This is a genomic window from Bianquea renquensis (assembly GCF_014384895.1).
Lineage (GTDB): Bacteria > Bacillota > Clostridia > Lachnospirales > Bianqueaceae > Bianquea > Bianquea renquensis.
The window spans coordinates 12,118-34,211 of sequence record NZ_JACRSQ010000009.1 but is presented as its reverse complement, the minus strand read 5'-3'; the positions used below and the strand labels follow the sequence as shown (position 1 = coordinate 34,211).

The window sequence follows — 22,094 nt, the reverse complement described above, 5'->3', positions numbered from 1 at the left end:
ATCATTCGCGAACTTTAATACAGGTCGGAATGTGCTCTGCTCCGGCTCAAAAGCAATGCGATTGCATCCAGCGCGGCCTCCACGATGAGAGATACGGCAACAAAAGTCCACAGAAATGTAGTGGAGTTAAATGGATTCATCAAAATGACAGCGGCAAACAGAATCGACAGCGCGGCGCCGATGGCCGCCAAAAACCATTTTGACATTTTCAAACGCAGCATATCCACAGCCCATTGGATCTTTGCAATGCCGGTCAGCAAAATGGCCACACCATACAGCATTGTCAGCAGAGGAAAGACCGCAATAAACCAACGGGATCGGAATGCACAGAAGAGACCGGCCACAATGGAAATCAAGCCCTTTGCGAGATTTTGCGATCTCGCCGCATAGACCGGCTCTGTGCGAAAGTACGAGATGAGACTCCCGATGCCTGTCAAGATTAAAACGATACCAACCGCGATGATGATGGTTGTCGTGAAACCAACTGGATTGATAAGCAGCAGGATCCCGACCAACAGCTCGCAGATACAGATGATAATGCTTCCTGTTTTCTTCATGTGAGTCCTCCTTGAGTAAAGTTGCCTCTTGTCCAAAATAAAACGCCTAGCGACATTGTACTACACATGGAAGAATATTGCAACCTTCATGTTCGAGCTTCATATCGGAACCCAGACTTAAGCAGAATTATTTTTTCCTCTTTTCTACAAACAACCGTATCACTGAGCCAACAAACATTCCCAATCCCGCACTTAGGATTCCCGGCAGCATTCCCTCAAGTTCAGGGGCGTTGACCTTTTCAAAGGAAAGCATATTGGATAGCGAAAATGTTGCGTATGAGGCTACCATGTACATGAAGCCAAAGAAGAGAAGCATACTCCATCTGTGATTCGCCCATCCATCGTCTTTTCCAATAAAAATGGAAATAATGAATGTGGTGATCGGCAAGACCAAATAAAAGGTGACGATTGAATAGCCCATGGCATCTGATGCCCCGCCAATCCAGAAGACTAAAATTGACAGCGCCCATACCAACAGATAGGAGATACTCAATATCAGTTTTGAAACTTTCTGTCTGCTCTTTACTACATCTGTACTTTCCTCTAAATATTGAATCATTTTTTTGTCCTCCTTCAGCAATTCATCAAGGCTGATGGAATACAGGTCACTCAACGATATGACACTGATTATGTCGGGATAATAACGATTGTTTTCCCAATTCGATATGGTTTGCCGGCTTACCCCGATTTTTTCAGCTACGGTCTCCTGCGTTAAACCTGCCTCCACACGTGCGCTCTTAAGTTTTTGTCCTATTTCCATGATGGGTTCCTCCTATTCCTTTATTATGTGCTAAAGCAGAGACAATGTCTATCAAACGGCTTTTCCATTCACAAAAATCGGCTGTCAAAATTCTTTTCCATGGCTTTTTTTAAAGGCGATAGCCTCCCGCCAGCATCATTGTATCATGTTGGCATGTGTTTTTCTATGATTTTTTCAAACTGTTGGACGGAATCGACAAATATAAAATAGGGCAGAGATTTCACCGATACAATGAAATCTCTGCCCTATGCTATTTACAGTATCTGGTCTTTACCTTATTGCAGGGGCGTAAAGCTCCGTCATTCGCCCAGTCCTCGTATGATCTCCCGAATTGTCTGCATGGATAAGTCAACGGAGGCAATCTCGTCGGCACAGCGCTTCAGTTCAGCCCGAATCAAGGCTTCATTGGGAATGCTCTTCTTGTATTTGATTTGATGCTCCAGAGTCGCCCAGAAATCAGTGGCGATGGTTCGTACCTGTATCTCTGCGAAATATCCTTTTTCTTCCCCTTCCTGCAGCTCAATCAGCATATGATAACTCCGGTAGCCGTTGGGCTTTGGATACGCAATATAGTCTTTGCTCTGAATCACCCTTATATAAGGCCGATCCGCCAGCCAAGACACGACCTGATAGACATCTTCCGCAAAGGCACATACAACACGTATGCCCACAGCATCGTATACCTCATGAAGTGCCGCTTCACATGTAACAGGCAACTGCCGTTTTTCCAGCTTCTCTGTCATGCTTTCTGGGGATTTGATCCGGGAGCAGCAATAGATAATGGAATTTACATCTTCGGGTTCGGTTCCCGGATACTGTCGTATCAGTTCAAGTAATTGCCCCTCGGCCTTCTTCATAACTTCATAAGAAGACCCGTAAAATTCTTCATAGGTCAAAAGCTTCCCTCCAGCCGCATTTTCATTATGGAATTGCGAATTGTTTCCTTATGCAGAAAAGCAAACGGTCATCCGCAAGGACATGCCATCCTCTGTTGTCGTTGCCTGTATCCTGCCGCTATGAGCGGAAACAATCGCCTTTGCCACTGACAAGCCAATCCCATAACCGCCTGTCTGGGAATTTCGGGAAGTATCCGTGCGGTAAAACCGCTCAAACAACAGATCCAGTTTGTCTTTCTGCACGGGGCTTTCCGTTGTATTCAATACAGACAGGTATACCGCTCTGTTTTGCTTCCACACTTTTAATGAAACCATTCCGTTTTTCGGCGAGTACTTCAAGGCATTGTCTAACAGGATTCCGACCAACTGCTGTATGGCCTTTTCATTTCCGTTCAGGGAAAGCATTGGCTGTATGTCACACTGAAATTCCTTCCCCTGCGTCTGGGCCAGCGCCTGAAAAGAAGCCGCCGCCTCGCCAACCACATCGGAGAAGGGGAATTCAATCATCGCCATGGAATCTCCAGCTTCCTCCATGCGGGATAGGTACACCAAATCGTTGGTCAGGGATGTCAGCCTGACAGTCTGTTTCCTGATATCGGACAGCCATTCGTTTTCACCGAAATCCATTTCCAGGACATCCGTATCCGCCTTAATGATGGTAAGCGGCGTTTTGATTTCATGCCCCGCATCGGTGATAAACTGCTTCTGTTTCTCATAGCTTTCCGCCACCGGCCGCATGATTTTTTTGGAAAAGAATACGACTACAGCGAAGAAGAGCAGATACCCGGTCAGTGCGATCCATAAGCTGGTCATCAAGAAGGAATAAAAGAATTTCAGCTTCTGCTCACAGTTTAAAAACGTGATCCGGATTCGATTTTCTTCTGCATACGTCACATAGCGGTAGTCATCGATAAATCCATCCTGCTTTCCATCCGACAGTACCTGTGTGGCATACTCAATCGCCTGTTTTGTATCAATTGACTTGATCCTGCTGGTATTCGCCTGAATGACATTGCCATTTCCGTCCAGCAGAACGAAAAAGTAGCGAGTCTCATAAGGTGTCTCCGGCGACATATCGCGCGGCAGATCGTTTTTTTTGCTTCCATCAAAGTCTGGGAATACGCCCCCGTTTTTCGCAAGCAGAAGTAGCGTGGTGTCCGCTTCTGCCACAACCGTTCTGTAGTTTATCACATTCATGCTCGTCAGGATGATCGCCAGTAGCACAAACAGTGCCGCCATGGATAATGCGATAAACTTAATTCGCAGTTTTCGAATCATTGTAGTTTCTCCAGGGAATATCCGGAATTGCGCATAGCTTTAATCTGGATGTCGGCGTGCAGTGCCGCCAATTTTTTTCGCAGATAGGAAATATAGACCCAAACTACATTGATCTCCACATCCGCCTCATAGCCCCAGATCCGTTCCATTAGCCGTTCCGTGGAAATCACATGCTGGGGATGAGACATGAGGATCTCCATCATCTGAAATTCCTTATTGGCCAGCCGGAAGCTGCCTGTTGGGGAGGCCAGCTCAAAGGTCGCCCGATCTAACGCAATATTCCCAAAGCTCATCTTATTGTCCGGCGCCGTCTGTGTGCGAGTCATGGCCCGGATTCTGGCAAGCAGCTCTTTGGTGTCAAAGGGCTTTGTCAGATAATCATTGGCGCCGCTGTCCAATCCCAAAACCTTGTCGTCAATCTCGGATTTTGCCGTCAACATGAGAATCGGAATCGGGTTTCCCATTGCGCGCAGCTTTTTTAAGACAGAGATCCCGTCCATTTTCGGCATCATAATATCCAAAATTGCCGCATCATAGTCACCCATTTCCAGATAGGCCAGCGCATCCTCTCCGTCGTAAACCGCCTCAACGGTATACTTGTTCTTTTCCAATATTTTCACGACAGCCCGCGACAAGGACTGTTCGTCCTCGGCCAATAACAGTTTCATCTCACACCTGCTTTCTATTTGTTTTTTTTTACGATACTACACATACCTAAAATGGGATTAAAAATAGGAAAGCCATCCTGGAAACGCTCTCCTCGCGGAGTTAAGATCATTATACTTGAAGCGAAAGGAGAATGCAAACTTACTTCAGCAAAAAAAGCGGCGGCGGAAAAAAATTAAATTTTTATGATTTTTTTAAGTCCACTTAGGTTAACCCCTTTATACTTTTCCGCAAAAGGAGGGCTTCCTATGAAATATCAAGCCGTATTTACGCGATATGAACTGAAATACCTGCTCACAATCGAGCAGAAGAAACAGATTACCGATGCGATGGCGCCGTACATGGCCTTAGATGCCTTTGGCCGCACCACCATCCGCAACATCTATTTTGACACAAGCAGTTACCGGCTTGTCCGTCACTCCATTGAGAGGCCGGCTTACAAAGAGAAACTGCGGATCCGCAGCTATGACAGGGCCGCTCCGGACAGCACTGTGTTCGTGGAGTTAAAGAAGAAATATCGCCAGGTAGTCTACAAACGCCGCATCTCCCTTTCGGAAGAGGACGCCATGGGGTGGGTGTGCGGAGAGCGTGACTGTCCGGTTTCTTCTCAGATCTCCGAAGAAATCGATTATTTCCTCGACTATTACAGGAGGTTGTACCCGGCGGTCTTTCTTTCCTATGAAAGGGAAGCCTTCTATTCCCGGGACGGCTCCGATTTCCGCATTACCTTTGATGATCACATTCTGTGTCGGCAGGAGGATCTTTCCCTGAGATCTGAGGTCTATGGAACCCCTCTTCTCCCAGAGGACATGGCCTTGATGGAAATCAAATGCTCCGGCGGCATCCCCCTCTGGATGACCCATGTGCTGACAGAGAATCAGATTTACAAAACCTCGTTCTCGAAATATGGAACGGCTTACCAGAACATAATTTTTCCCCAATTAAAGGAGGTTGCCTGCTATGCTTAATTCATTCTTTCACGGTCTGTTCGATACGGATATGACAAGTGTCATCAGTGTTTCCGACTTCCTGCTCTGTATCGGCTGCTCCCTGCTGATCGGCCTGATTCTGGCATTCGGATACATGTACCGCTCCCGCTGTACCAAGAGCTTTCTCGTCACTCTGGCTTTGCTGCCCACGGTTGTCTGTGTGGTCATTATGATGGTCAACGGCAACGTGGGGGCAGGCGTCGCTGTGGCCGGCGCATTCAGTCTGGTTCGGTTCCGCTCTGTTCCCGGTACAGGCAAAGAGATCACGATGCTGTTTCTGGGCATGGGCGCCGGCCTGATTGCCGGCATGGGATATCTCGGCTTCGCTCTGCTGTTTACGGTCATTATGATCGCCCTCGTCATTCTCTATAACCGTTTGAGCTTTGGCACGACAAAAAGTGCGGCCCTCTATAAGACGCTGAACATCACAATCCCAGAAGACTTGGATTATACCGGCGTGTTTGACGGGATTCTCAGCCGGTATACCACTTCCTGTGAGCTCGTTCGGGTCAAAACCACCAACATGGGAAGCATGTTTCATCTGACCTATAATCTAACCCTTCAGGACGCCACAAAGGAAAAAGAAATGATTGACAAACTCCGCTGCAGGAACGGGAATCTGGAAGTCTCCGTATCCAAACAGGAAACCTCTGCAGCGGAGCTATAAAAGAAAGGAGGCCCCCGTCATGATGAAAAACTTATCGATCCTTGTGATTTTTCTCATGCTCGCCGTGATAACAGCCGGGTGCGGCGAACAAAATATCGAGTCCGTCTACGGCACAGAAAGTTCTTCTGTCCGCAATGATTCCAACTCTGCTGCTTCAATTATTGATTCTGACGCTGACAGCTCTGCAACCTCCGAAACTTCGGTTGGAACCGATACCCGCGACATCTTTTCCAACCGGGATTTCGAGGTCGGTTATGAGGAAAGTGAGAGTGCTCTGATCAAGTTAAACGGCGACACGGCATCCTGCAGCTCCGATGCTGTGGAAATTTCCGGCAGCACAATCACCATTACCGATGAAGGGACCTATATTGTTTCGGGAACGCTGGACGACGGCATGATCATAATCGATACCGATAAATCAGACAAGGTCCAGCTAGTTCTGGATACTGTAACCATTCACAGCGAAACCTGTGCGCCAATCTACATTTTACAGGCGGATAAGGTATTTATCACAATGGCTTCCGGCTCCACCAATACCCTCTCCAACGGCGGTACTTTCACTGCGATTGACGAAAATGCCATCGACGCCGTTATTTTTTCCAAGGAAGATCTGACGCTGAACGGCTCCGGCACTCTGCGTATCACTTCCCCGGCGGGACACGGCATCGTATCCAAAGATTCACTGAGAATTACCAGCGGCAGCTATGACATCAACTGCGCGTCCCACGCCCTTTCCGGCAAGGATGAAGTCTGCATTGCAAACGCCGATTTTACCATGGTTTCCGGCAAGGATGGGATTCACGCGGACAACGAGGACGACGCTTCCCTGGGCTATGTCTATATCCAAAGCGGCACGTTTTCCATCGACGCCGAGGGCGACGGCATTAGCGCCTCCTCCTGGCTGCAGATTGAGGATGGCAGCTTCGATATCACGGCTGGAGGCGGAAGCGTTAACGCCGCATCCGCAAGCTCAGACTCTTGGGGGAATTTCAAGGGTGGCGGCCGCCATGGAGGCGGCCAGATGAACGGTTTCACGGGTAATTCTTCTGGTACATCCGCGGCCGAAACAGATTCTACGGATAGCACCAGCATGAAGGGGATCAAAGCTTCTGACAGTCTGACAATCAACGGCGGCACATTTGCCATCGACTCTGCAGATGATTCCCTCCATTCCAATGCCTCTTTGGCTGTGAATGGCGGCACCTTTGAAATTGCCTCCGGTGACGACGCCTTCCATGCCGATGATACCTTAACTGTCACAGCCGGAACCATCAACATCACGGAAAGCTATGAAGGATTGGAAGGTCTTCATGTGGTGATCTCCGGCGGCGACATAGCGCTGGTTGCCAGCGACGACGGCCTGAATGCCGCAGGTGGTACGGATTCCAGCGGCAGCGGCGGACGGGACGGTATGTTCGGCGGCCCTGGCTCCTCCTCTTCCTCCAATGGGACTATCCTCATCTCCGGCGGTACCATTGCCATTACCGCATACGGCGACGGCATCGACGCAAACGGCACGTTAGAGATTACCGGCGGCTATATTACCGTCTGCGGTCCGACGCAGGGTGATACCGCCACTCTTGACTATGATGTGAGCGGCACCATCTCCGGCGGCACCTTTATTGGAACCGGCGCTTCTGGCATGGCCCAAACTTTCAGCAGTTCCAAACAGGGTGTTATCTCGATCAATGCCGGCACACAGTCCGCCGGAACCCAAATCCAGCTATCTGACAGCGAGGGAAACACTGTGATCACATATGTTCCGGCCCTTGATTTCTCAGTTGTCATTCTCAGCAGTCCTGCGATCATCAGCGGGGAAACCTATACCGTCACGGTAGGTTCTTCCTCCAACACCTTCACCGCCAGTTGACACTCAAGGGCAGGGGCAATCGAAACTTGCCCCTGCCCGCAATTTTTAACCGGAAGGGAGGGATTTCTTTGACCTGTAAAAATATAGCGCTCGTTCCTTCATTTGAGCCGCAGTCAGTCCTTTTGGAAGTACTGGACCAGCTCAAGACATCGGGTATGGAGATCGTTTTGATCGATGACGGCAGCGGGCCTCGCTATTCTGGCATCTTCGACCGGGCCTCCTCCACTGCCAAGGTGCTTTCCCATGCTGGAAACAAGGGAAAAGGTGCAGCATTGAAAACGGGAATGAGCTATATCAATGCCGCCTATGGTACGGAAAGCGTCATCGTTACAGTGGACGGTGACGGACAGCATCGAGCTGAAGATGCACTTCTGCTGTGCCAGATGGCAAGGCAGCATCCCAATGCATTGATCCTGGGAAGCCGAAACCTGCAGGACAATGTCCCTGCTAAAAGCAAGATTGGCAATACCATCACACGGTATGTCTACCGCGCAACCACTCATACAACGGTATACGATACCCAGACTGGGCTGAGGGCATTCAGCGCCCGGCTCCTGCCGGATCTGCTGATTGTTCCCGGAAACCGGTATGAGTATGAGATGAATGTGCTTCTGGAATTTGCCCGCAGGAAAATTCCAATCATAGAAACAGAAATTGAGACCATTTATATCGACAATAACGCTGCTTCTCATTTTGACGCCCTGTGGGATTCCATTCGCATTTATAAAGAAATCCTGAAATTCTCCGCTTCCTCTTTTCTCGGGTTTCTGGTGGACTACCTGCTTTACAGCCTGCTGCTTCTATTGACGGGAAATCTTCTGTTTTCAAATGTGGGCGCGAGGATCGTCAGCGCGGCGGTCAATTACACGGTCAACCGCAAATTTGTTTTTCAAAGTCAAGGCCGCCTTGTAAAATCCGTTTCCCAGTATGCGCTTCTGGCTATGGCCGTCCTGCTTGGAAATACCCTCTGCCTGGAGCTTCTTGTCAATACCATTGGGATCCATCAAATGCTCGCAAAACTCCTTACGGAAATTCTGTTTTTCCTGATCAACTGGAGTGTACAGCGGTTCCTCATATTCAAAAAGAAAGGAGAGTAACACCATGGGTTTCAAGAAATACCTCTGGGGAATCTGCTATGGTATTCTCCTGACTGCCTTTACTGGCTATATCCTCCTGGACACGTTTGTGCTCAAACAGGTCTATACTGTCATCCCCTCTGAACAGGACCAAGCCTCCCATGGGGACACAGAGGCAGATCTGTCAAATCTCTCTGGCTTAACGGAATCCAATCTAGACTCCGCAGGCAATGATGCGGAAAGTTCTTCAAAAGAAGTGACCATAACCGACCGCTCGTATGAAGACGAAACCATTTCCATTGCCATTACAGAGTGCCGGGTGTATGACTCTGCGGTTTATGTTGCAGACATTCAGCTCTCGTCTGTGGAATATTTAAAAACAGCATTTGCAGAGGACTCCTACGGCAAAAACGTGACGGAAAAGACCTCCTCTATTGCAGAGCGAAACGGCGCGATTCTGGCCATCAACGGCGATTACTATGGTGCTCAGGAAACCGGCTATGTCCTTCGCGACGGCGTATTGTACCGAAGCTCCGCTTCAAAAAATCAGGAGGATCTGGTCATCAACGCAGACGGCTCCTTCTCCATTATCACGGAAGGGGAAATCTCCGCTGAGGAATTGTTAGCAGACGGCGCCCAGCAGATACTCTCCTTTGGTCCGGCCCTCATCGTTGATGGCACCATTGCCGTGTCGGAGGGCGAGGAAGTTGGAAAAGCAAAAAGCAGCAACCCCAGGACTGCCATCGGCGTCATCGATCCCCTTCACTATGTCTTTGTCGTTTCCGACGGGCGAACAGAGGAAAGCGAAGGGCTTTCTCTCTATGAACTGGCTGACTTCATGCAGTCCCTCGGCGTTACCACCGGCTATAACCTGGACGGTGGCGGATCCTCGACTATGGTTTTCAACGGCGAAGTCATCAACAATCCAACCTCAAGCGGTCGAAGCATTAAGGAAAGGAGCGTGAGCGACATTGTATATATCGGATATTGATTTTATAAAACAGGCGGCCAAAACCTCCTCCGTCTATCTGCTTATCTCCCTGTTCTGCGCTCTGTTTGGCGCGGTCTACGAAATGTTCAGCCATGAGGTCTATTCCTTCTATATGATTTATGCCTTCGTGTTCCCGCTGGCCGGCGGCGCGCTTCCCTTTCTAATTCTAAGCATTCTTCTATTCCACATCCGCTGGTACCCGGGAACGATTGGCCGGAACCTGTATCACTCCGGAATTGCGACGCTCACCGTCGGCAGCATCGTGCAGGGAATTCTGGACATCTATGGAACAACCAACCGTCTGACCAGGATCGATTGGTATATGGGGATTTCTCTTCTAGTTGCCGGGATGGCTCTCGCTTTCATAAAACCTGTAACCGTAGGTCACTCCAAGCAGAGCGGCTGATAAGAAGAAGCCCCCATCCCCCAGCGCCCTCAAGCATCGAAACGGTCTACAAAACTGGCTCAATAACCGCCCGAAAATATCGGTCCAATTCTTCTGGTGTCTGCTTCATTCGGCTCTTGATCCACCACATTACCATTTCCACAAAACTGCCGGAAACATGGTTGACTAAAAAGTCCTGCGGAATCTCTTGATTGGCTTTCCGATTTCGGTTTACAAATTGATTTTGTATCAATTCGTTCAAACTGTCCTTGAAATACCGTAGAAAAAGTTCGCTGCTTTCGCAGGAGAGCAGTCCGAGAATGTTATTGTCATTTTCCTGTAAATGCTGTAATAAATGGCAGAATACCGATTCCGGTGCATTCCTGCCCGAATACAGCCCGTGAGTATGGGTACAGTCCATTGCGCTGCTGATAATATGCCCGAAAAGTTCTTCGCATAGGGCTTTCAGCAAGTCGTCTTTTGTCTCAAAGTGCGCATAGAATGTAGTCCGACCTACATTGGCGGTATCAATAATGTCCTGCACCGTAATTTTGCTGTAACTCTTTTCTGCTAATAGGGCGCTAAATGAAGCAAAAATAGCCGCTCGTGTTTTCTGCTGCCGTCTGTCCATAGTGGCTCCTTCCGTACAATTTTTCAACAGTGTTCCATACGAAACGCAGGGACAATATTATCCCTTGTATTTTGTCATCGTCTTGCCTACAATAAAAGAGAACAAAATGTTTGTTACCAAATTTATTGTACGGCAAGTACAGTGATCTGTCAAGGGCAGACTGTTTGGAGTGCCGTGCAGATTGGAGGAACCACAATGTTAAAGAGACTCCACGATTTTCTTGCCGGACTTCCCATGACGATTGTAGCTGGTGTATTCCTGCTGCTGGATTTAGTTCCTCATTTGATTGAGGAGTTCGGTGGGAATCCGGTACAACTGGCCTTTTTACCTTTTGATCCTGCATGGGTAACTATCGCCATCAGCGGCATTCCTTTGCTATATCTGGCAATATGGCGGATTCTCCATAACCCCGGTATCAGCAAGATTTCTTCCGCTCTCTTGATTTGCATTGCCATGTTTGCCTCCATTGCAATCGGGGATTTGTTTGCGGCGGGGGAAGTCGTATTCATCATGGCTATCGGCGCACTTTTGGAGGAAGCCACAACCAACCGGGCAAAAAAGGGATTAAAAAAACTGATTCGCCTTGCGCCTACAAGAGGGCGCAGGCTGAATGATGGCAGAGAAGAAATGATACCGGCAGAGGAAATAGAACAAGGCGATATTCTGCGTATTCTGCCCGGTGAAACAATCCCGGTTGACGGAAAGATCATAAGCGGTGAAACATCCGTTGACCAGTCCATTATGACAGGTGAATCCCTGCCGATTGATAAGGGTGTGGGGGAGGAAGTCTTTTGTGGCACAATCAATCGGTTCGGTTCGATTGATATTTTGGCAACAAAAGTAGGCGAAAACAGTTCTCTACAAAAACTGATCCACATGGTACAGGACGCAGAGAGTAAACAGGCCCCTATGCAGCGAATTGCCGATAGGGTAGCCAGTTGGCTGGTGCCGGTTGCCCTGCTTATTGCGATTTTGTCCTTTGTATTCACCGGGAATATTGTTACCGCCGTAACAGTGCTAGTTGTGTTCTGCCCCTGCGCTCTCGTGCTGGCAACGCCAACGGCGATCATGGCGGCAATCGGTCAGGCGGCCAAACACGGTGTCATTATCAAATCCGGCGAGGCCCTTGAAAAAATGGGAAAAGTGGACACAATTGCTTTCGATAAAACCGGCACTTTGACCTATGGCCGCTTAGATGTCAGCGATAGTATTTCCTTCGATGAAGCGGTCAGCGAAACAGAATTGCTTTCGCTGGCGGCTTCTGCCGAATCCAAAAGCGAACACCCGCTGGGAAAGGCGATTGTGTCTTATGCTAAAATGAAAGAAGTGCCGCTGGTTGAGCCGGTTGCTTTTAGTATGACGGCCGGCAAGGGAATATTGGCAGAGGTTAAGAACCGCAAATTGCTTTGCGGCAATGAAAAGTTCCTTGCCGAAAACGGAGTCTCGATTGATACCAGCGCTCAATCCGCATTGGAGCGTCTGCGCACACAGGGAAAAGCCGCTATTCTTGTGGCAGATACCCAAAAATGCATTGGTGTTATCGCACTTTCTGATGTGCTGCGCCCGGAAGCGAAGGATATGGTTTCCCGTTTGACCGATATGCACACCCGCACAGTTTTGCTTACCGGCGATAACAAAAAGACGGCTAACTATTTTGCGGAGCAGGTCGGTATCTCCGAAGTCCGGGCGGATCTGCTTCCGGAAGAAAAGGTACAGACCATTGAGAAATTGCAGAGAGAAAACCATACGGTATGCATGACCGGCGATGGTGTCAACGATGCGCCGGCTTTGATAACGGCTGATATGAGCGTGGCGATGGGAAGCATAGGAAGTGATATCGCCGTAGACGCCGCAGATGTTGCTCTGATGAGTGATGATATATCCAAAATACCCTATTTAAAACGCTTATCCAACGCAACTGTTAAGACAATTAAAGTCAGCATTTTGCTATCGATGGGCATCAATTTTGTGGCGATTGCCCTGTCGCTTATGGAAGTGCTAACCCCTACTACCGGGGCACTGGTACATAATGCTGGCTCCTGTTTTGTCGTCTTGATTGCGGCCTTGCTATACGATAGAAAGTTCGAGTAATTACAGGGTTTGGGGGCTCCCAAAAAGAGAAAAAGTGCGCCCGAAAAGCCCAAAGAGGATGGCTATCCCGATATGCAGGCGTTCATGGCGGCCTACCGCAAGGCAGAGGGCGCCCTGTGGATTTCGGTATCCACAGGGCGCTGATGTTGTTATCGGTTATAGGCTCTCTTTCGTCTGTACATCACCGTGCCGGTGAGGGCAGCGCCCGCTGTCAGCAGGATGGCAAGCCAGAGGATGACATTCGTGTTATCGCCGGTCGCCGGAGCGGTTGTGCTGTCTGTCTCATCTCCCGATGCCGACGGCGTTCCTGCCGGTTCAGTCGGTTCAGTTGGCTCAGACGGTTCAGCTGGCTCGGACGATGTTCCCGTTGCGGGGATTTCTACCGATGCTTTCTTGTATCCACAGACCGTACATTCCTCATGCTTTGAGCCTGCCTCTGTTGCGGTGGCGGCTTTATCCGTCACCCATTCAAAGGAGTGGGCAACTTCGTCCAGCTTCTCGCCGCAGGCAGTACACTCGTGCCAGTGGTTTGTCCCGTCTGACATCCACTTTGTTCCTGGGGTGTGTCCTGTAGCATGGATACCTGCCGTCTTTGTGTCGGTATAGTTCATACCATTAAAAGTCGCGCTGGCAGTATATGTCGTTTCTCCGCTTTCAGTACAGCTAGCGGCTGTAGTCCTGCTGGTGACAGTAACCTCCGGGGACGCTGTATGGCTTTGGTCGTTTTGACAGGTGAATGTCACTGTGGCACTGGAGTAATCCTCCGCCCAGTTCCATACCGGCTCACCCCAGTCATGGCCGGTTGCTTCTCCGCTGATAAAGGTTTCCGCTCCCTTTGCGCCGCACACGCAGGAGTAATAATACTCCGCTGGTTCCGTACAGGTGGCGCCGTTTGCTTTATAGCCATCGTCTACAACTTTCTGATTATACACATGCTCTGCATAGCCATCCTTTGCGCTGTTATCGGTGACTGGACAGCCTGCCGCCAGGCATTCATGCCAGTGGTGGGTGGAGGCGCCTGTCCAAGACTCGCCCCACTGATGCTCATGGAGGGCGATGCTCAGATACTTGTAGGTCTGATTATCGTTGGGGGCGTAGGTGGCGGGGTTGCTGCCGTCTATATTGGCGCTGGAGGTCACCGTGTACGGGGCGGTATAGCCGCTCAGATCGACCGGGTTCCAGTAGACAGCCCACTGGTTCCCGATGGCGGTCAGAGATCCTCCCTTTATGGTGAGGGTTGCATCGAAAAAGGTTTGCGAGGTTAAGCCCAAACACATGACGCCGTAGCTGCCGTTCCACGCAGTGATCGAGGATGCCCTTGATTCCCCGCCAGCCGCGTAGACCGAAGCGCTGTCCTCGATGACCACGCTTCCACCACGGGCGTAGATACCTGCGCTGTACCCGGAGCCGGAGTTTCCGCGCGCCTCCACCTGTGCGTTGCCGGAGGCACTGAACGTGCCTGTGTAGATGCCGCAGTTCACATTGGTGTTGCTTGTTCCTGAGCTGGCCTTCAAGCTGGCGTTGCCGGAAACTGTCACCGCAGAGGTCGTGGAATGAACGGCCGCAACCCCCATGCTTTCCCTACCGGCGTCGGACGCGGTTGCTTCAACCTGTGCGCTGCCGGAAACGGCGAGCGAGCGGGCGGTGATGCCCGAGCTGTCGGATGCAGTGCTCACGCCACCCGTTGCCTTGACCTGCGCGCTGCCGGAGATTGCCATCTCCTTGCAGACGATGCCGTTGTTGTCCTGCGCCGTCTGGCTCGGCGTAGATACCTCGAGGCTGCCCCCGTCGCTGCTGGTTATGACGAGATCGTAGTTCTGCCCGGATGTGACCTCGTCGTTGCTCCACGCAAGGAGGCCGTTGTAGTTCGCCGGAAATGCTGTGGTATCTGGGGCCGTGTTTCGTATTGTGTTCGTGCCGCTGACGGAGATCGTCAGGTCGCGGCGGGCAAGCAGTCCGGTTGTCCAGTAATAGGAATCGTGATACTTGTAATAGCCACTGATGCTCAGATTATTGAGATAGAGCGTACTGCTCCCGGCATCGAAGTAGGCGTTCCAATTCTGCGGTTCCACATCGGTAGCCGAGAGATCTCCATTTACATAGTAAGGCGTGTCTGCATCCAATCCGATTCCCGTCCCGTCGCTATTGCCTATGACAACAGCAATAACCTCATCTTCCGGCACGGCAAACGCCGTCATGGGAGTCATCGCCAGCAACATCACCACTGCCAGCAGTACCGCCCGTCGTTTTTTCTTTTTCATCCAACATTCTCCTTTATTTTGTATTGCCAGTTTATATAACCAAAAAGGTGCCTCCCACCCACGGTAGACTGGGCAGAATACGCCTTCTGATTTTGTGCCTGTATATTTATAAATCTACCATAAAATCCTTCGATTTTCAATCTTTTTTCTTGTAGCAACCCAGGCAGGATTTCAGTTGCAATATCCCTTTGACCTCTGCTCTCCCGCTGTTTCTCCCAGTCCCACTGGGAACCTTTTCTGCACATATAAAAGTCACAACACTCTCCGCCGTACTGTGGCGTTCATCAAAATCTGATCGGTATAGATATGCATATCAGTCTGAAACGCCAAAAAGCTGGCCTACCACATTGACAAAACAGGGAGGTGTGGATATAATTATATGGTAGTTAGCAATAGCTAACCTCCAGAAAACAGGAGGAACAACCTATGTGGATATATACGGTGCAGGTAGATAGCATGATGTGTGGGATGTGCGAGAGTCCTGTCAATGATGCAGTGCGCAAGGCGCTGCCGGTGAAAAAAGTGTCCTCCTCCCGCAGCAAAAAGGAAACCACGGTGGTTTCAGAGGCCCCCGTGGCCGAGGACGTCATGCGGCAGGCCATTTCCGCCACGGGCTATGGGGTATTGCCCATACAGTCTGCCTCTTATGCGAGAAAGGGGCTGTTCTCCTTTGGAAAGTAGCGCGATGTTGAATGCAATGCGATCCTGGACCGGCTGGGATTGTACCGCTCTGCCTGCGGATGGCGCCGAGGTAAACATGTTGAATGGCATTCCTCCGGCGACCGAGCTCCCCATCTCAGAAGAAAGCAGCATCCTGGAAGTGCTGTTCTGCCGGCAGGGAGGGTTTCAGCTTGAGATGTCCAACGGGCGGCGGCTGGAAGTGAATGCCGGGCAAGCGCTTTTCCTCCCGGGGAGGATGGAGCCCTTCCGCTGCCGGTTTGTGCAGGAGCCGTTTCAGGGAATTCTCGTGCAGGAGGATGAACATTCCGCACTGACATCGCTGTGCGCTCTCTGGCCCAGTCTTGGACAATCCCTGCCAGAGAAAGGTCTTGGCTGCGCAGTAATTAAAATTAACCTTTGGTGCGAGGCACTTTTCATCGCGCTGGATCAATTGCCTGAAGAGCGCCACGGATATTTCTGTGCGCTCAAAGTCCTGGAGCTGCTCTATCTGTTTCACGCAGGGGGGGCTGGTATTTTCCAGGCGAGTGCGGGCAGCTATTACGACCGGCGCCAGCTGCAGACCGTACAAAAAATTCATGACTACATGCTGGAACACCTGGATCAGCAGCTGACCATCCGCCAGATGTCGCAGCAATTCCACATCTCCGAAACCTTTTTGAAATCCTGTTTCCGGCAGATGTATGGTACGCCCATCCACCAATACTTTCTGGATCGCCGCATGGCAAAGGCAGCGCACCTGCTCTGCTCCACAGGCCAAACCGTTCTGCAAATTGCAGTGGCCGTGGGCTATGGGAGCGTCAGCCAGTTTGGTGTTGCGTTTAAGGCCCGCTATCAAATGTCTCCTTCTCAATTCAGAAAGGAAGGAAGAAAAATGTCTATTTCCGACTATTTTTGACTAAATTGGAGCGAAATGGTCAAACAAACGCAGTATAATAGTAGAACATTTTGGTTACCATTGCCTGGTAAAGGAGAGGACCCATATGAAGCATCATCGATTCTGGGCCTGGGGCGCCGTGATCTGCATGGTCATGGTCATGATCACCGGGTACCGTCACCATTAATAGTGAGGTAATGCAATATGAATCTGTATAAAGGACTTGCCCTGTTTGCAGGCGGTGTGCTGTTCGGTTCCGCTGGTATCAAGTTGTTGTCCAGCAAGGACGCCAAAAAGGTATATACACATACGACTGCCGCCGTTCTGCGGATGAAGAATTCTGTAATGGAAACGGTCACCTGCGTTCAGGAGAATGCAGCTGATGTTCTGGCCGCTGCCAAGGAAATCAATGAGCAGCGCGATCAGGAAGACGCCGTCGCGGAAGCGGAAGGCGCGGAAGCATAAGAAACGAGCGAGGGGCTGCCGAAGGGCGGCCCCTTTGCTCTCTGGAGGCAAACTATGAAATTTCGCATCAAACACGAATGCCGGGGACGAATCCGCGTGGAAATCGTGCAGCCCCGGATGACACTTGAGCAGGCCGATTGCCTGGAGGCCTGGCTTCAGGCCCTGCCGGATGTATCGCGGGCAATCGTCCATGAGCGGACCCGATGTGCCATCATCGAGTATGAGGGCGACCGTCAGGCCCTGCTGGAGTCTCTGAAAGGCTTTTCCTACCAGACTCAGGCGTCCGGGGAACTGTCCCCTGTACATAGCAGCCGCGCCCTCAACCGGACCTATGAGGAAAAGCTGGTGGGCAAGGCGGTCTTCAAGGCAGTGCGCTCCCTGTTCTTTCCCGCATCCCTGCGGGCGGCCTATGCGGTGGTCAAGGCAATCCCCTATCTGTTCCGGGCAGTTCGCTGCCTGCTCCGGGGTCATCTCCGTGTAGAGGTGCTGGACGGTATCTCCATCGGGCTGTCCATCCTCAGGCGGGATTTCGACACGGCAGGCTCCGTGATGTTTCTGCTGAGTCTGGGAGAGCTGTTGGAGGAGTGGACTCACAAGAAATCCGTGGATGATCTGGCCAGGAGCATGTCCCTGAACATCGACCGGGTGTGGCTCAAAACAGAGGACGGTGAAGTGCTGGTTCCGCTGCATCAGATTCAGACCGGCGACCGGGTAGCTATCCGCATGGGCGGAATGGTCCCCTTGGATGGCTTGCTGGTGGAGGGGGAGGTCATGGTCAACCAGGCATCTCTCACCGGCGAATCCAGCCCCGTACCTAAGCGACCCGGCAGCAGCGTCTATGCCGGCACTGTCGTGGAGGAGGGCGAGTGCGTCCTCCAGGTGACCCAGCAGTCCGGTCAGGGGCGCTATGACAAGATCGTAGCTATGATTGAGCAGTCGGAACAGCTCAAGGCTGCGGCGGAGAACCGGGCATCCCATCTGGCGGACCGGCTGGTGCCTTATACCCTGGCGGGAAGTGGCCTGGTCTATCTGCTCACCCGCAACACCACCCGCGCGCTGTCGGTGCTGATGGTGGATTTCTCCTGCGCATTGAAGCTGTCCATGCCGCTGGCAGTGCTGTCGGCCATGGGCGAGGCTAGCCGGTTCCATGTCACAGTAAAGGGCGGAAAATATCTGGAGGCGGTTGCTCAGGCGGACACCATCATCTTTGACAAGACCGGCACCCTGACCCACGCCAGCCCCATGGTGGCCCAGGTGATATCCTTCAGTGGACGGGATGAGGGGGAAATGCTCCGCCTGGCCGCCTGTCTGGAGGAGCATTTCCCCCATTCTATGGCCAACGCCGTGGTTCAGGCTGCCCGGGACCGGGGGCTGGCCCATGAAGAAATGCACTCCCAAGTGGAATATCTGGTTGCCCACGGAATCTCCAGCACAGTGGATGGGCAGCGCGTCATTATCGGCAGCGCCCACTTCGTCTTTGAAGATGAGAGCTGTGTCATTCCGCCGGAAGAGCGGAATGTCTTTGACTCCCTCCCTGGAGAATTCAGCCACTTGTATCTGGCGGTAGGCGGCGTACTGGCTGCTGTAATCTGCATCTCCGACCCGCTGCGGGCGGAGGCAGCTGACGCGGTAGCCGCCCTGCGGAAGCTGGGTGTGAGCAAGATTGTCATGCTCACGGGAGACAGTGAGCGCACCGCCGCCGCCATCGCCGCCCAGGTAGGCGCGGACGAATATCGTTCGGAGGTTCTGCCTGAGGACAAGGCTCACTTTGTCCAGGCAGAACGGGAACAGGGCCGCACGGTGGTAATGATTGGCGATGGAATCAACGACTCTCCCGCCCTTTCCGCCGCCAATGTGGGCGTTGCCATCAGCGACGGGGCGGCCATCGCCCGGGAGATTGCGGATATCACCATTGCCGCAGATGATCTGTTCGAGCTGGTCAAGCTGCGCGCCCTTTCTGCGGCGCTGATGGGACGGATTCACTCCAATTACCGGTTTGTTATCGGCTTCAACGGAAGCCTGATTGTTCTGGGCGCTCTTGGCGTTCTGGCCCCAGCCACCTCCGCCATGCTCCACAACCTGTCCACGCTGGGCGTCAGCCTGCGCAATATGACAAACCTTTTGCCCTCAAAAACATAATACACTGTTATCCACGCCATTCTTTTTTCAGAATAGCGTATTGCACTGTGTTCTCATACCGCGGTGTTCCGTCAGGATTGTTTACAAAAGAAACAAATTCTTTGAACAGTCCCTCTTTACGCATACCAAGCTTTTCGCAAAGACGTCCGCTTGCGCAATTATAGTCCTCAACATAGGCATATATACGCCTTGCGCCTTTTTCTTCAAACAGATACTTGATAAAAGCGTGTGCCGCTTCGTAAGCATAACCATTTCCCTGATACGCTCCATTGAGCATCCAGCACGGGCTGAAGGTATCCAAAGGAGAAGTTGTATCGTGCTGTTCTCCTCGCTCAGGGAAAGCGTCAATCTCACCGATGACCTTTCCTGTATCCTTCAAAGTAATGGCAAAATAATATTCCGTTTCTTTTGCCCGCTCTTTCATTTCTGCCTTTGCTTCGTCAACAGATTTCAGTTTCATAGAAGCAAAACAATTCACTGCCGGCTCAGCCAGATATTCAAACACATCCGCCGCGTCGCTTTCAAGGAAAGGGCGCAAAATCAATCTTTCAGTTTCGATAATCATAATGCACCTCCAATAATCGAGGATTTATCGTTCCACTATAATCAGTAGCTCGATTCTCCGTTCCTTTTGAAAATGGGCAATCCACTTCGGGACTGCCCACTCAATCTGTAAAATATGCGATAGTTTCGCCCCCGCACATTTTCCTGCACCGTTTAGTGTAAATTTGGTGTAAGGTGTAAGTGAGAAATACTATAGCACATTTAAGCCTAAAAAGCAAGTAGCCTGCCAGTCGTGGCAAGCTACCCTGTATCGGCATATCTTGATTTTCCCCTCCAATATCTCCACTGTCGTTGTTATATCGGCAATTTGCTTTAAGTTGAAATGAGCATGACTACTTGCCCGCCAAAGCAACGGGCGGGTATATAAATCAAAAATGATGCTTACTAAATCACAAGATAGAGAATAAAATCCGCTGCAATAGCCGCAAGCACACATACCATGACGGGAAGTTTTTTCCACGCCAACACTCCGGCTACTGTACCTCCAACAATACCAATCTCAAGGCGGGCACTATCTACCGAGAACACGCCAGGAAAGATCAACGCCGCCATAGCAGTATAGGGAATTAGCCGCAGGAATTTTTCTGCTTTTGGAGTGAACTTCATCTTGTCGATCAGGACAGCCGGCATCGCTCGGGGAATGTAGGTTACAATGGCCATCCCTAAAATCAGAATCAAAATATTAGTGTTCATCGTCAGCCACCTCCTGTCCGTCCAAGTCAACAAAAAACACACCGATGGCCGCACAAACAAGAGTTGACAGGATCAGCGCCCAACTCGAAGCCATGAGCTGCGTCAAAATAGAATTGCAAACAGCAGTCAGAACGACTAACAGGCCCAGCTTTAGATTATGTGTCAGATTGGGAATTAAAATTCCAATGAACATCGCATACAAAGCAATTCCCAAACTTGCAGTTACAATGGCCGGAAGAAAATCGGATGCAATTGCGCCAATCGCAGAGCCAGCAATCCATGAAGAATAAGTAACCGTAATCAATCCGAGAAAATACAATCCAGAACAGTTTTCTTTCTTTTCGGTTGTAAAAATTGCAAAGGACTCGTCTGTTACGCCAAAGGTTGCCAGCAATTTGCGCTTTGTCGGCTCATTTTTCATCCGATTGACAACGCAGGTACTCATAATCAGATGACGAAGGTTTAGAATGAAAGTCGCCAAGATCATAGCGATAATACTGGCTCCCTGCACATACATACCAACCGCCATCATCTGGCTGGCTCCCGCAAAAACAGCTATGGACATGAAAACTGTTTCAAAGGCCGAAAAACCCGCCTGCCTTGCCATAATCGCATAAGCGATACCGACAGGAACAAAGCCGAGGATCACAGGGATGCCGGCACGCACTCCCGTAAAATATTGTGCTTTTGGATTTTTATTTGACATAGATTGTTGCCTCCGAGTACAAGGCGGCATTTCCACTGATACGGATGCGCTCTCCATCCATTTTCCCATATAAGACACCACCACGCCGGGATGCCTGATATGCGACAAGTTCTGTTTTGTTCATTTCCTGTGCCCAGTATGGCATGATGTGACAGTGCCCGGAACCGCAAACAGGATCTTCTGTTACATTCAATTTGGGGGCAAAAGAGCGGGACACGCAATCATAGTCCGTTCCTCTCGCCGTCACTTGTAGAAGCAATCCGTCTAAACCAAGTAGCTTATGCATATCCGGTCTTAACTGCCGTACCGTTTCCTCACTGTCCATGACGCACAACAGATCGCGCCCCATAAAGGCTTTTTCCGGCCTTGCCCCAATCGCCTTCGCCATTTCATCTGTGACAGGAACTGGACGCAGTTTGTAGGCTGGGAAATCCATCTCAAACAGGTTGCCTTTCTTTTCTACGGTCAATTGTCCGCTTTTGGTCTTAAAGCGGACAATTTGAGTGTCCGCATGACGAAAACGCATAATGACATAGGCTGTCGCAAGAGTGGCGTGTCCGCACAAATCAATTTCTCCACCTGGCGTAAACCAGCGAAGATGGTATTGGTCCTGCTCCCATACGGCAAAAGCGGTTTCGGACAAATTATTTTCACAGGCGATCTTCAAAAGCAGGTCATCAGAAAGCCAGTTTTCCATAACGCATACGGCGGCGGGATTTCCACCAAACACTTCGTCGGTAAACGCATCCACAACATATTGTTTCATGGTACTATCTCCTTTAGGCTACAATACAGTTTTCTGACTCTTATTGTAGCGCAAAAAAGTATTGCACACAATGGAAGAATTGTGTGCA

General features: G+C 50.6%; 23 protein-coding genes. 12 read left to right on the top strand and 11 right to left on the bottom strand.

Annotated elements, in window-relative coordinates; all coding sequences use genetic code 11:
• Positions 1-14: 14 nt before the first annotated feature.
• The 5 genes from H8730_RS07635 to H8730_RS07615 all read right to left on the bottom strand — a co-directional run bounded on the left by H8730_RS07635 (position 15) and on the right by H8730_RS07615 (position 4,159).
• The gene (locus H8730_RS07635) at positions 15-557 is read right to left on the bottom strand and encodes an HdeD family acid-resistance protein (RefSeq protein WP_177718329.1); all 543 of its coding nucleotides are present in this window, start codon (positions 555-557) and stop codon (positions 15-17) included.
• Between the two features lie 127 nt (positions 558-684).
• Positions 685-1,317, bottom strand: a complete 633-nt coding sequence (locus tag H8730_RS07630; RefSeq protein ID WP_177718327.1) for a helix-turn-helix transcriptional regulator — start codon at positions 1,315-1,317, stop codon at positions 685-687.
• Between the two features lie 299 nt (positions 1,318-1,616).
• The gene (locus tag H8730_RS07625; RefSeq protein ID WP_249289629.1) at positions 1,617-2,213 is read right to left on the bottom strand and encodes a GTP pyrophosphokinase; all 597 of its coding nucleotides are present in this window, start codon (positions 2,211-2,213) and stop codon (positions 1,617-1,619) included.
• A gap of 48 nt (positions 2,214-2,261) precedes the next feature.
• A complete protein-coding gene (locus H8730_RS07620; protein WP_177718322.1) occupies positions 2,262-3,491 on the bottom strand; it encodes a sensor histidine kinase in 1,230 nt (409 codons plus the stop codon).
• Positions 3,488-4,159: a response regulator transcription factor gene (locus tag H8730_RS07615; protein ID WP_177718320.1), complete on the bottom strand. Its 672-nt coding sequence runs from the start codon at positions 4,157-4,159 to the stop codon at positions 3,488-3,490. The genes H8730_RS07620 and H8730_RS07615 overlap by 4 nt, the downstream gene beginning before the upstream one ends.
• A 246-nt stretch (positions 4,160-4,405) precedes the next feature.
• On the opposite strand from H8730_RS07615, the gene H8730_RS07610 reads away from it, so the two are divergent.
• From H8730_RS07610 to H8730_RS07585, 6 genes are all read left to right on the top strand, one after another.
• Positions 4,406-5,125, top strand: coding sequence for a polyphosphate polymerase domain-containing protein (locus H8730_RS07610; protein ID WP_249289628.1), 720 nt, complete (start codon positions 4,406-4,408; stop codon positions 5,123-5,125).
• Positions 5,118-5,813 (top strand): DUF4956 domain-containing protein, encoded by a 696-nt coding sequence (locus tag H8730_RS07605; protein ID WP_177718316.1) that lies wholly within the window; start codon positions 5,118-5,120, stop codon positions 5,811-5,813. The genes H8730_RS07610 and H8730_RS07605 overlap by 8 nt, the downstream gene beginning before the upstream one ends.
• 19 nt (positions 5,814-5,832) lie before the next feature.
• On the top strand, positions 5,833-7,683 hold the full coding sequence (locus H8730_RS07600; protein ID WP_249289627.1) for a carbohydrate-binding domain-containing protein: 1,851 nt from the start codon (positions 5,833-5,835) through the stop codon (positions 7,681-7,683).
• Between the two features lie 68 nt (positions 7,684-7,751).
• A complete protein-coding gene (locus H8730_RS07595; protein ID WP_249289626.1) occupies positions 7,752-8,780 on the top strand; it encodes a bifunctional glycosyltransferase family 2/GtrA family protein in 1,029 nt (342 codons plus the stop codon).
• A 4-nt stretch (positions 8,781-8,784) separates the two neighbouring features.
• Complete coding sequence (locus H8730_RS07590) at positions 8,785-9,750, top strand: phosphodiester glycosidase family protein (protein ID WP_177720033.1); 966 nt, start codon at positions 8,785-8,787, stop codon at positions 9,748-9,750.
• A complete protein-coding gene (locus H8730_RS07585; RefSeq protein WP_177720034.1) occupies positions 9,731-10,156 on the top strand; it encodes a hypothetical protein in 426 nt (141 codons plus the stop codon). The genes H8730_RS07590 and H8730_RS07585 overlap by 20 nt, the downstream gene beginning before the upstream one ends.
• A 46-nt stretch (positions 10,157-10,202) precedes the next feature.
• Here the strand turns inward: H8730_RS07585 and H8730_RS07580 are convergent, their stop codons facing one another.
• A complete protein-coding gene (locus H8730_RS07580; RefSeq protein WP_177720035.1) occupies positions 10,203-10,766 on the bottom strand; it encodes a TetR/AcrR family transcriptional regulator in 564 nt (187 codons plus the stop codon).
• 195 nt (positions 10,767-10,961) lie between these two features.
• Between H8730_RS07580 and H8730_RS07575 the strand changes: the two genes are divergently transcribed.
• Entirely contained in the window at positions 10,962-12,857 is a 1,896-nt protein-coding gene (locus H8730_RS07575; RefSeq protein ID WP_177720036.1) for a heavy metal translocating P-type ATPase, read from the top strand.
• A 149-nt stretch (positions 12,858-13,006) separates the two neighbouring features.
• On the opposite strand, the gene H8730_RS07570 is transcribed toward H8730_RS07575, so the two are convergent.
• The gene (locus H8730_RS07570) at positions 13,007-15,118 is read right to left on the bottom strand and encodes an autotransporter outer membrane beta-barrel domain-containing protein (protein WP_249289625.1); all 2,112 of its coding nucleotides are present in this window, start codon (positions 15,116-15,118) and stop codon (positions 13,007-13,009) included.
• A gap of 426 nt (positions 15,119-15,544) precedes the next feature.
• Here H8730_RS07570 and H8730_RS07565 point away from each other — a divergent pair, with 426 nt between their 5' ends.
• From H8730_RS07565 to H8730_RS07550, 5 genes are all read left to right on the top strand, one after another.
• Complete coding sequence (locus H8730_RS07565; protein ID WP_249289624.1) at positions 15,545-15,799, top strand: copper resistance protein CopZ; 255 nt, start codon at positions 15,545-15,547, stop codon at positions 15,797-15,799.
• Between the two features lie 4 nt (positions 15,800-15,803).
• Positions 15,804-16,694: a helix-turn-helix domain-containing protein gene (locus H8730_RS07560; RefSeq protein ID WP_249289623.1), complete on the top strand. Its 891-nt coding sequence runs from the start codon at positions 15,804-15,806 to the stop codon at positions 16,692-16,694.
• Between the two features lie 85 nt (positions 16,695-16,779).
• Positions 16,780-16,860 carry a DUF6219 family protein gene (locus tag H8730_RS18180; RefSeq protein WP_488153848.1) on the top strand — a complete coding sequence of 27 codons (81 nt, stop codon included), beginning with the start codon at positions 16,780-16,782 and terminating at the stop codon, positions 16,858-16,860.
• Positions 16,861-16,877: 17 nt separating this feature from the next.
• A complete protein-coding gene (locus H8730_RS07555) occupies positions 16,878-17,138 on the top strand; it encodes a DUF6110 family protein (protein ID WP_249289622.1) in 261 nt (86 codons plus the stop codon).
• A gap of 54 nt (positions 17,139-17,192) precedes the next feature.
• Complete coding sequence (locus H8730_RS07550) at positions 17,193-19,277, top strand: heavy metal translocating P-type ATPase (RefSeq protein WP_249289621.1); 2,085 nt, start codon at positions 17,193-17,195, stop codon at positions 19,275-19,277.
• Positions 19,278-19,284: 7 nt separating this feature from the next.
• Here the strand turns inward: H8730_RS07550 and H8730_RS07545 are convergent, their stop codons facing one another.
• From H8730_RS07545 to H8730_RS07530, 4 genes are all read right to left on the bottom strand, one after another.
• Positions 19,285-19,842, bottom strand: a complete 558-nt coding sequence (locus H8730_RS07545; protein ID WP_177715465.1) for a GNAT family N-acetyltransferase — start codon at positions 19,840-19,842, stop codon at positions 19,285-19,287.
• 383 nt (positions 19,843-20,225) lie between these two features.
• Positions 20,226-20,534: an AzlD domain-containing protein gene (locus H8730_RS07540; RefSeq protein WP_177715463.1), complete on the bottom strand. Its 309-nt coding sequence runs from the start codon at positions 20,532-20,534 to the stop codon at positions 20,226-20,228.
• Complete coding sequence (locus H8730_RS07535) at positions 20,524-21,240, bottom strand: AzlC family ABC transporter permease (protein WP_177715461.1); 717 nt, start codon at positions 21,238-21,240, stop codon at positions 20,524-20,526. Before H8730_RS07535 ends, H8730_RS07540 begins: the two co-directional genes overlap by 11 nt.
• Positions 21,230-22,006: a PhzF family phenazine biosynthesis protein gene (locus tag H8730_RS07530; protein ID WP_177715459.1), complete on the bottom strand. Its 777-nt coding sequence runs from the start codon at positions 22,004-22,006 to the stop codon at positions 21,230-21,232. Before H8730_RS07530 ends, H8730_RS07535 begins: the two co-directional genes overlap by 11 nt.
• Positions 22,007-22,094: the final 88 nt, after the last annotated feature.

Excerpts from the sequence above, each read along its gene's own strand:
- H8730_RS07635 (WP_177718329.1), bottom strand. The coding sequence starts at position 557 with ATGAAGAAAACAGGAAGCATTATCATCTGTATCTGCGAGCTGTTGGTC.
- H8730_RS07630 (WP_177718327.1), bottom strand. The coding sequence starts at position 1,317 with ATGGAAATAGGACAAAAACTTAAGAGCGCACGTGTGGAGGCAGGTTTA.
- H8730_RS07620 (WP_177718322.1), bottom strand. The coding sequence starts at position 3,491 with ATGATTCGAAAACTGCGAATTAAGTTTATCGCATTATCCATGGCGGCA.
- H8730_RS07615 (WP_177718320.1), bottom strand. The coding sequence starts at position 4,159 with ATGAAACTGTTATTGGCCGAGGACGAACAGTCCTTGTCGCGGGCTGTC.
- H8730_RS07610 (WP_249289628.1), top strand. The coding sequence starts at position 4,406 with ATGAAATATCAAGCCGTATTTACGCGATATGAACTGAAATACCTGCTC.
- H8730_RS07605 (WP_177718316.1), top strand. The coding sequence starts at position 5,118 with ATGCTTAATTCATTCTTTCACGGTCTGTTCGATACGGATATGACAAGT.
- H8730_RS07600 (WP_249289627.1), top strand. The coding sequence starts at position 5,833 with ATGATGAAAAACTTATCGATCCTTGTGATTTTTCTCATGCTCGCCGTG.
- H8730_RS07590 (WP_177720033.1), top strand. The coding sequence starts at position 8,785 with ATGGGTTTCAAGAAATACCTCTGGGGAATCTGCTATGGTATTCTCCTG.
- H8730_RS07580 (WP_177720035.1), bottom strand. The coding sequence starts at position 10,766 with ATGGACAGACGGCAGCAGAAAACACGAGCGGCTATTTTTGCTTCATTT.
- H8730_RS07575 (WP_177720036.1), top strand. The coding sequence starts at position 10,962 with ATGTTAAAGAGACTCCACGATTTTCTTGCCGGACTTCCCATGACGATT.
- H8730_RS07570 (WP_249289625.1), bottom strand. The coding sequence starts at position 15,118 with ATGAAAAAGAAAAAACGACGGGCGGTACTGCTGGCAGTGGTGATGTTG.
- H8730_RS07565 (WP_249289624.1), top strand. The coding sequence starts at position 15,545 with ATGTGGATATATACGGTGCAGGTAGATAGCATGATGTGTGGGATGTGC.
- H8730_RS07560 (WP_249289623.1), top strand. The coding sequence starts at position 15,804 with ATGTTGAATGCAATGCGATCCTGGACCGGCTGGGATTGTACCGCTCTG.
- H8730_RS18180 (WP_488153848.1), top strand. The coding sequence starts at position 16,780 with ATGAAGCATCATCGATTCTGGGCCTGGGGCGCCGTGATCTGCATGGTC.
- H8730_RS07555 (WP_249289622.1), top strand. The coding sequence starts at position 16,878 with ATGAATCTGTATAAAGGACTTGCCCTGTTTGCAGGCGGTGTGCTGTTC.
- H8730_RS07550 (WP_249289621.1), top strand. The coding sequence starts at position 17,193 with ATGAAATTTCGCATCAAACACGAATGCCGGGGACGAATCCGCGTGGAA.
- H8730_RS07545 (WP_177715465.1), bottom strand. The coding sequence starts at position 19,842 with ATGATTATCGAAACTGAAAGATTGATTTTGCGCCCTTTCCTTGAAAGC.
- H8730_RS07540 (WP_177715463.1), bottom strand. The coding sequence starts at position 20,534 with ATGAACACTAATATTTTGATTCTGATTTTAGGGATGGCCATTGTAACC.
- H8730_RS07535 (WP_177715461.1), bottom strand. The coding sequence starts at position 21,240 with ATGTCAAATAAAAATCCAAAAGCACAATATTTTACGGGAGTGCGTGCC.
- H8730_RS07530 (WP_177715459.1), bottom strand. The coding sequence starts at position 22,006 with ATGAAACAATATGTTGTGGATGCGTTTACCGACGAAGTGTTTGGTGGA.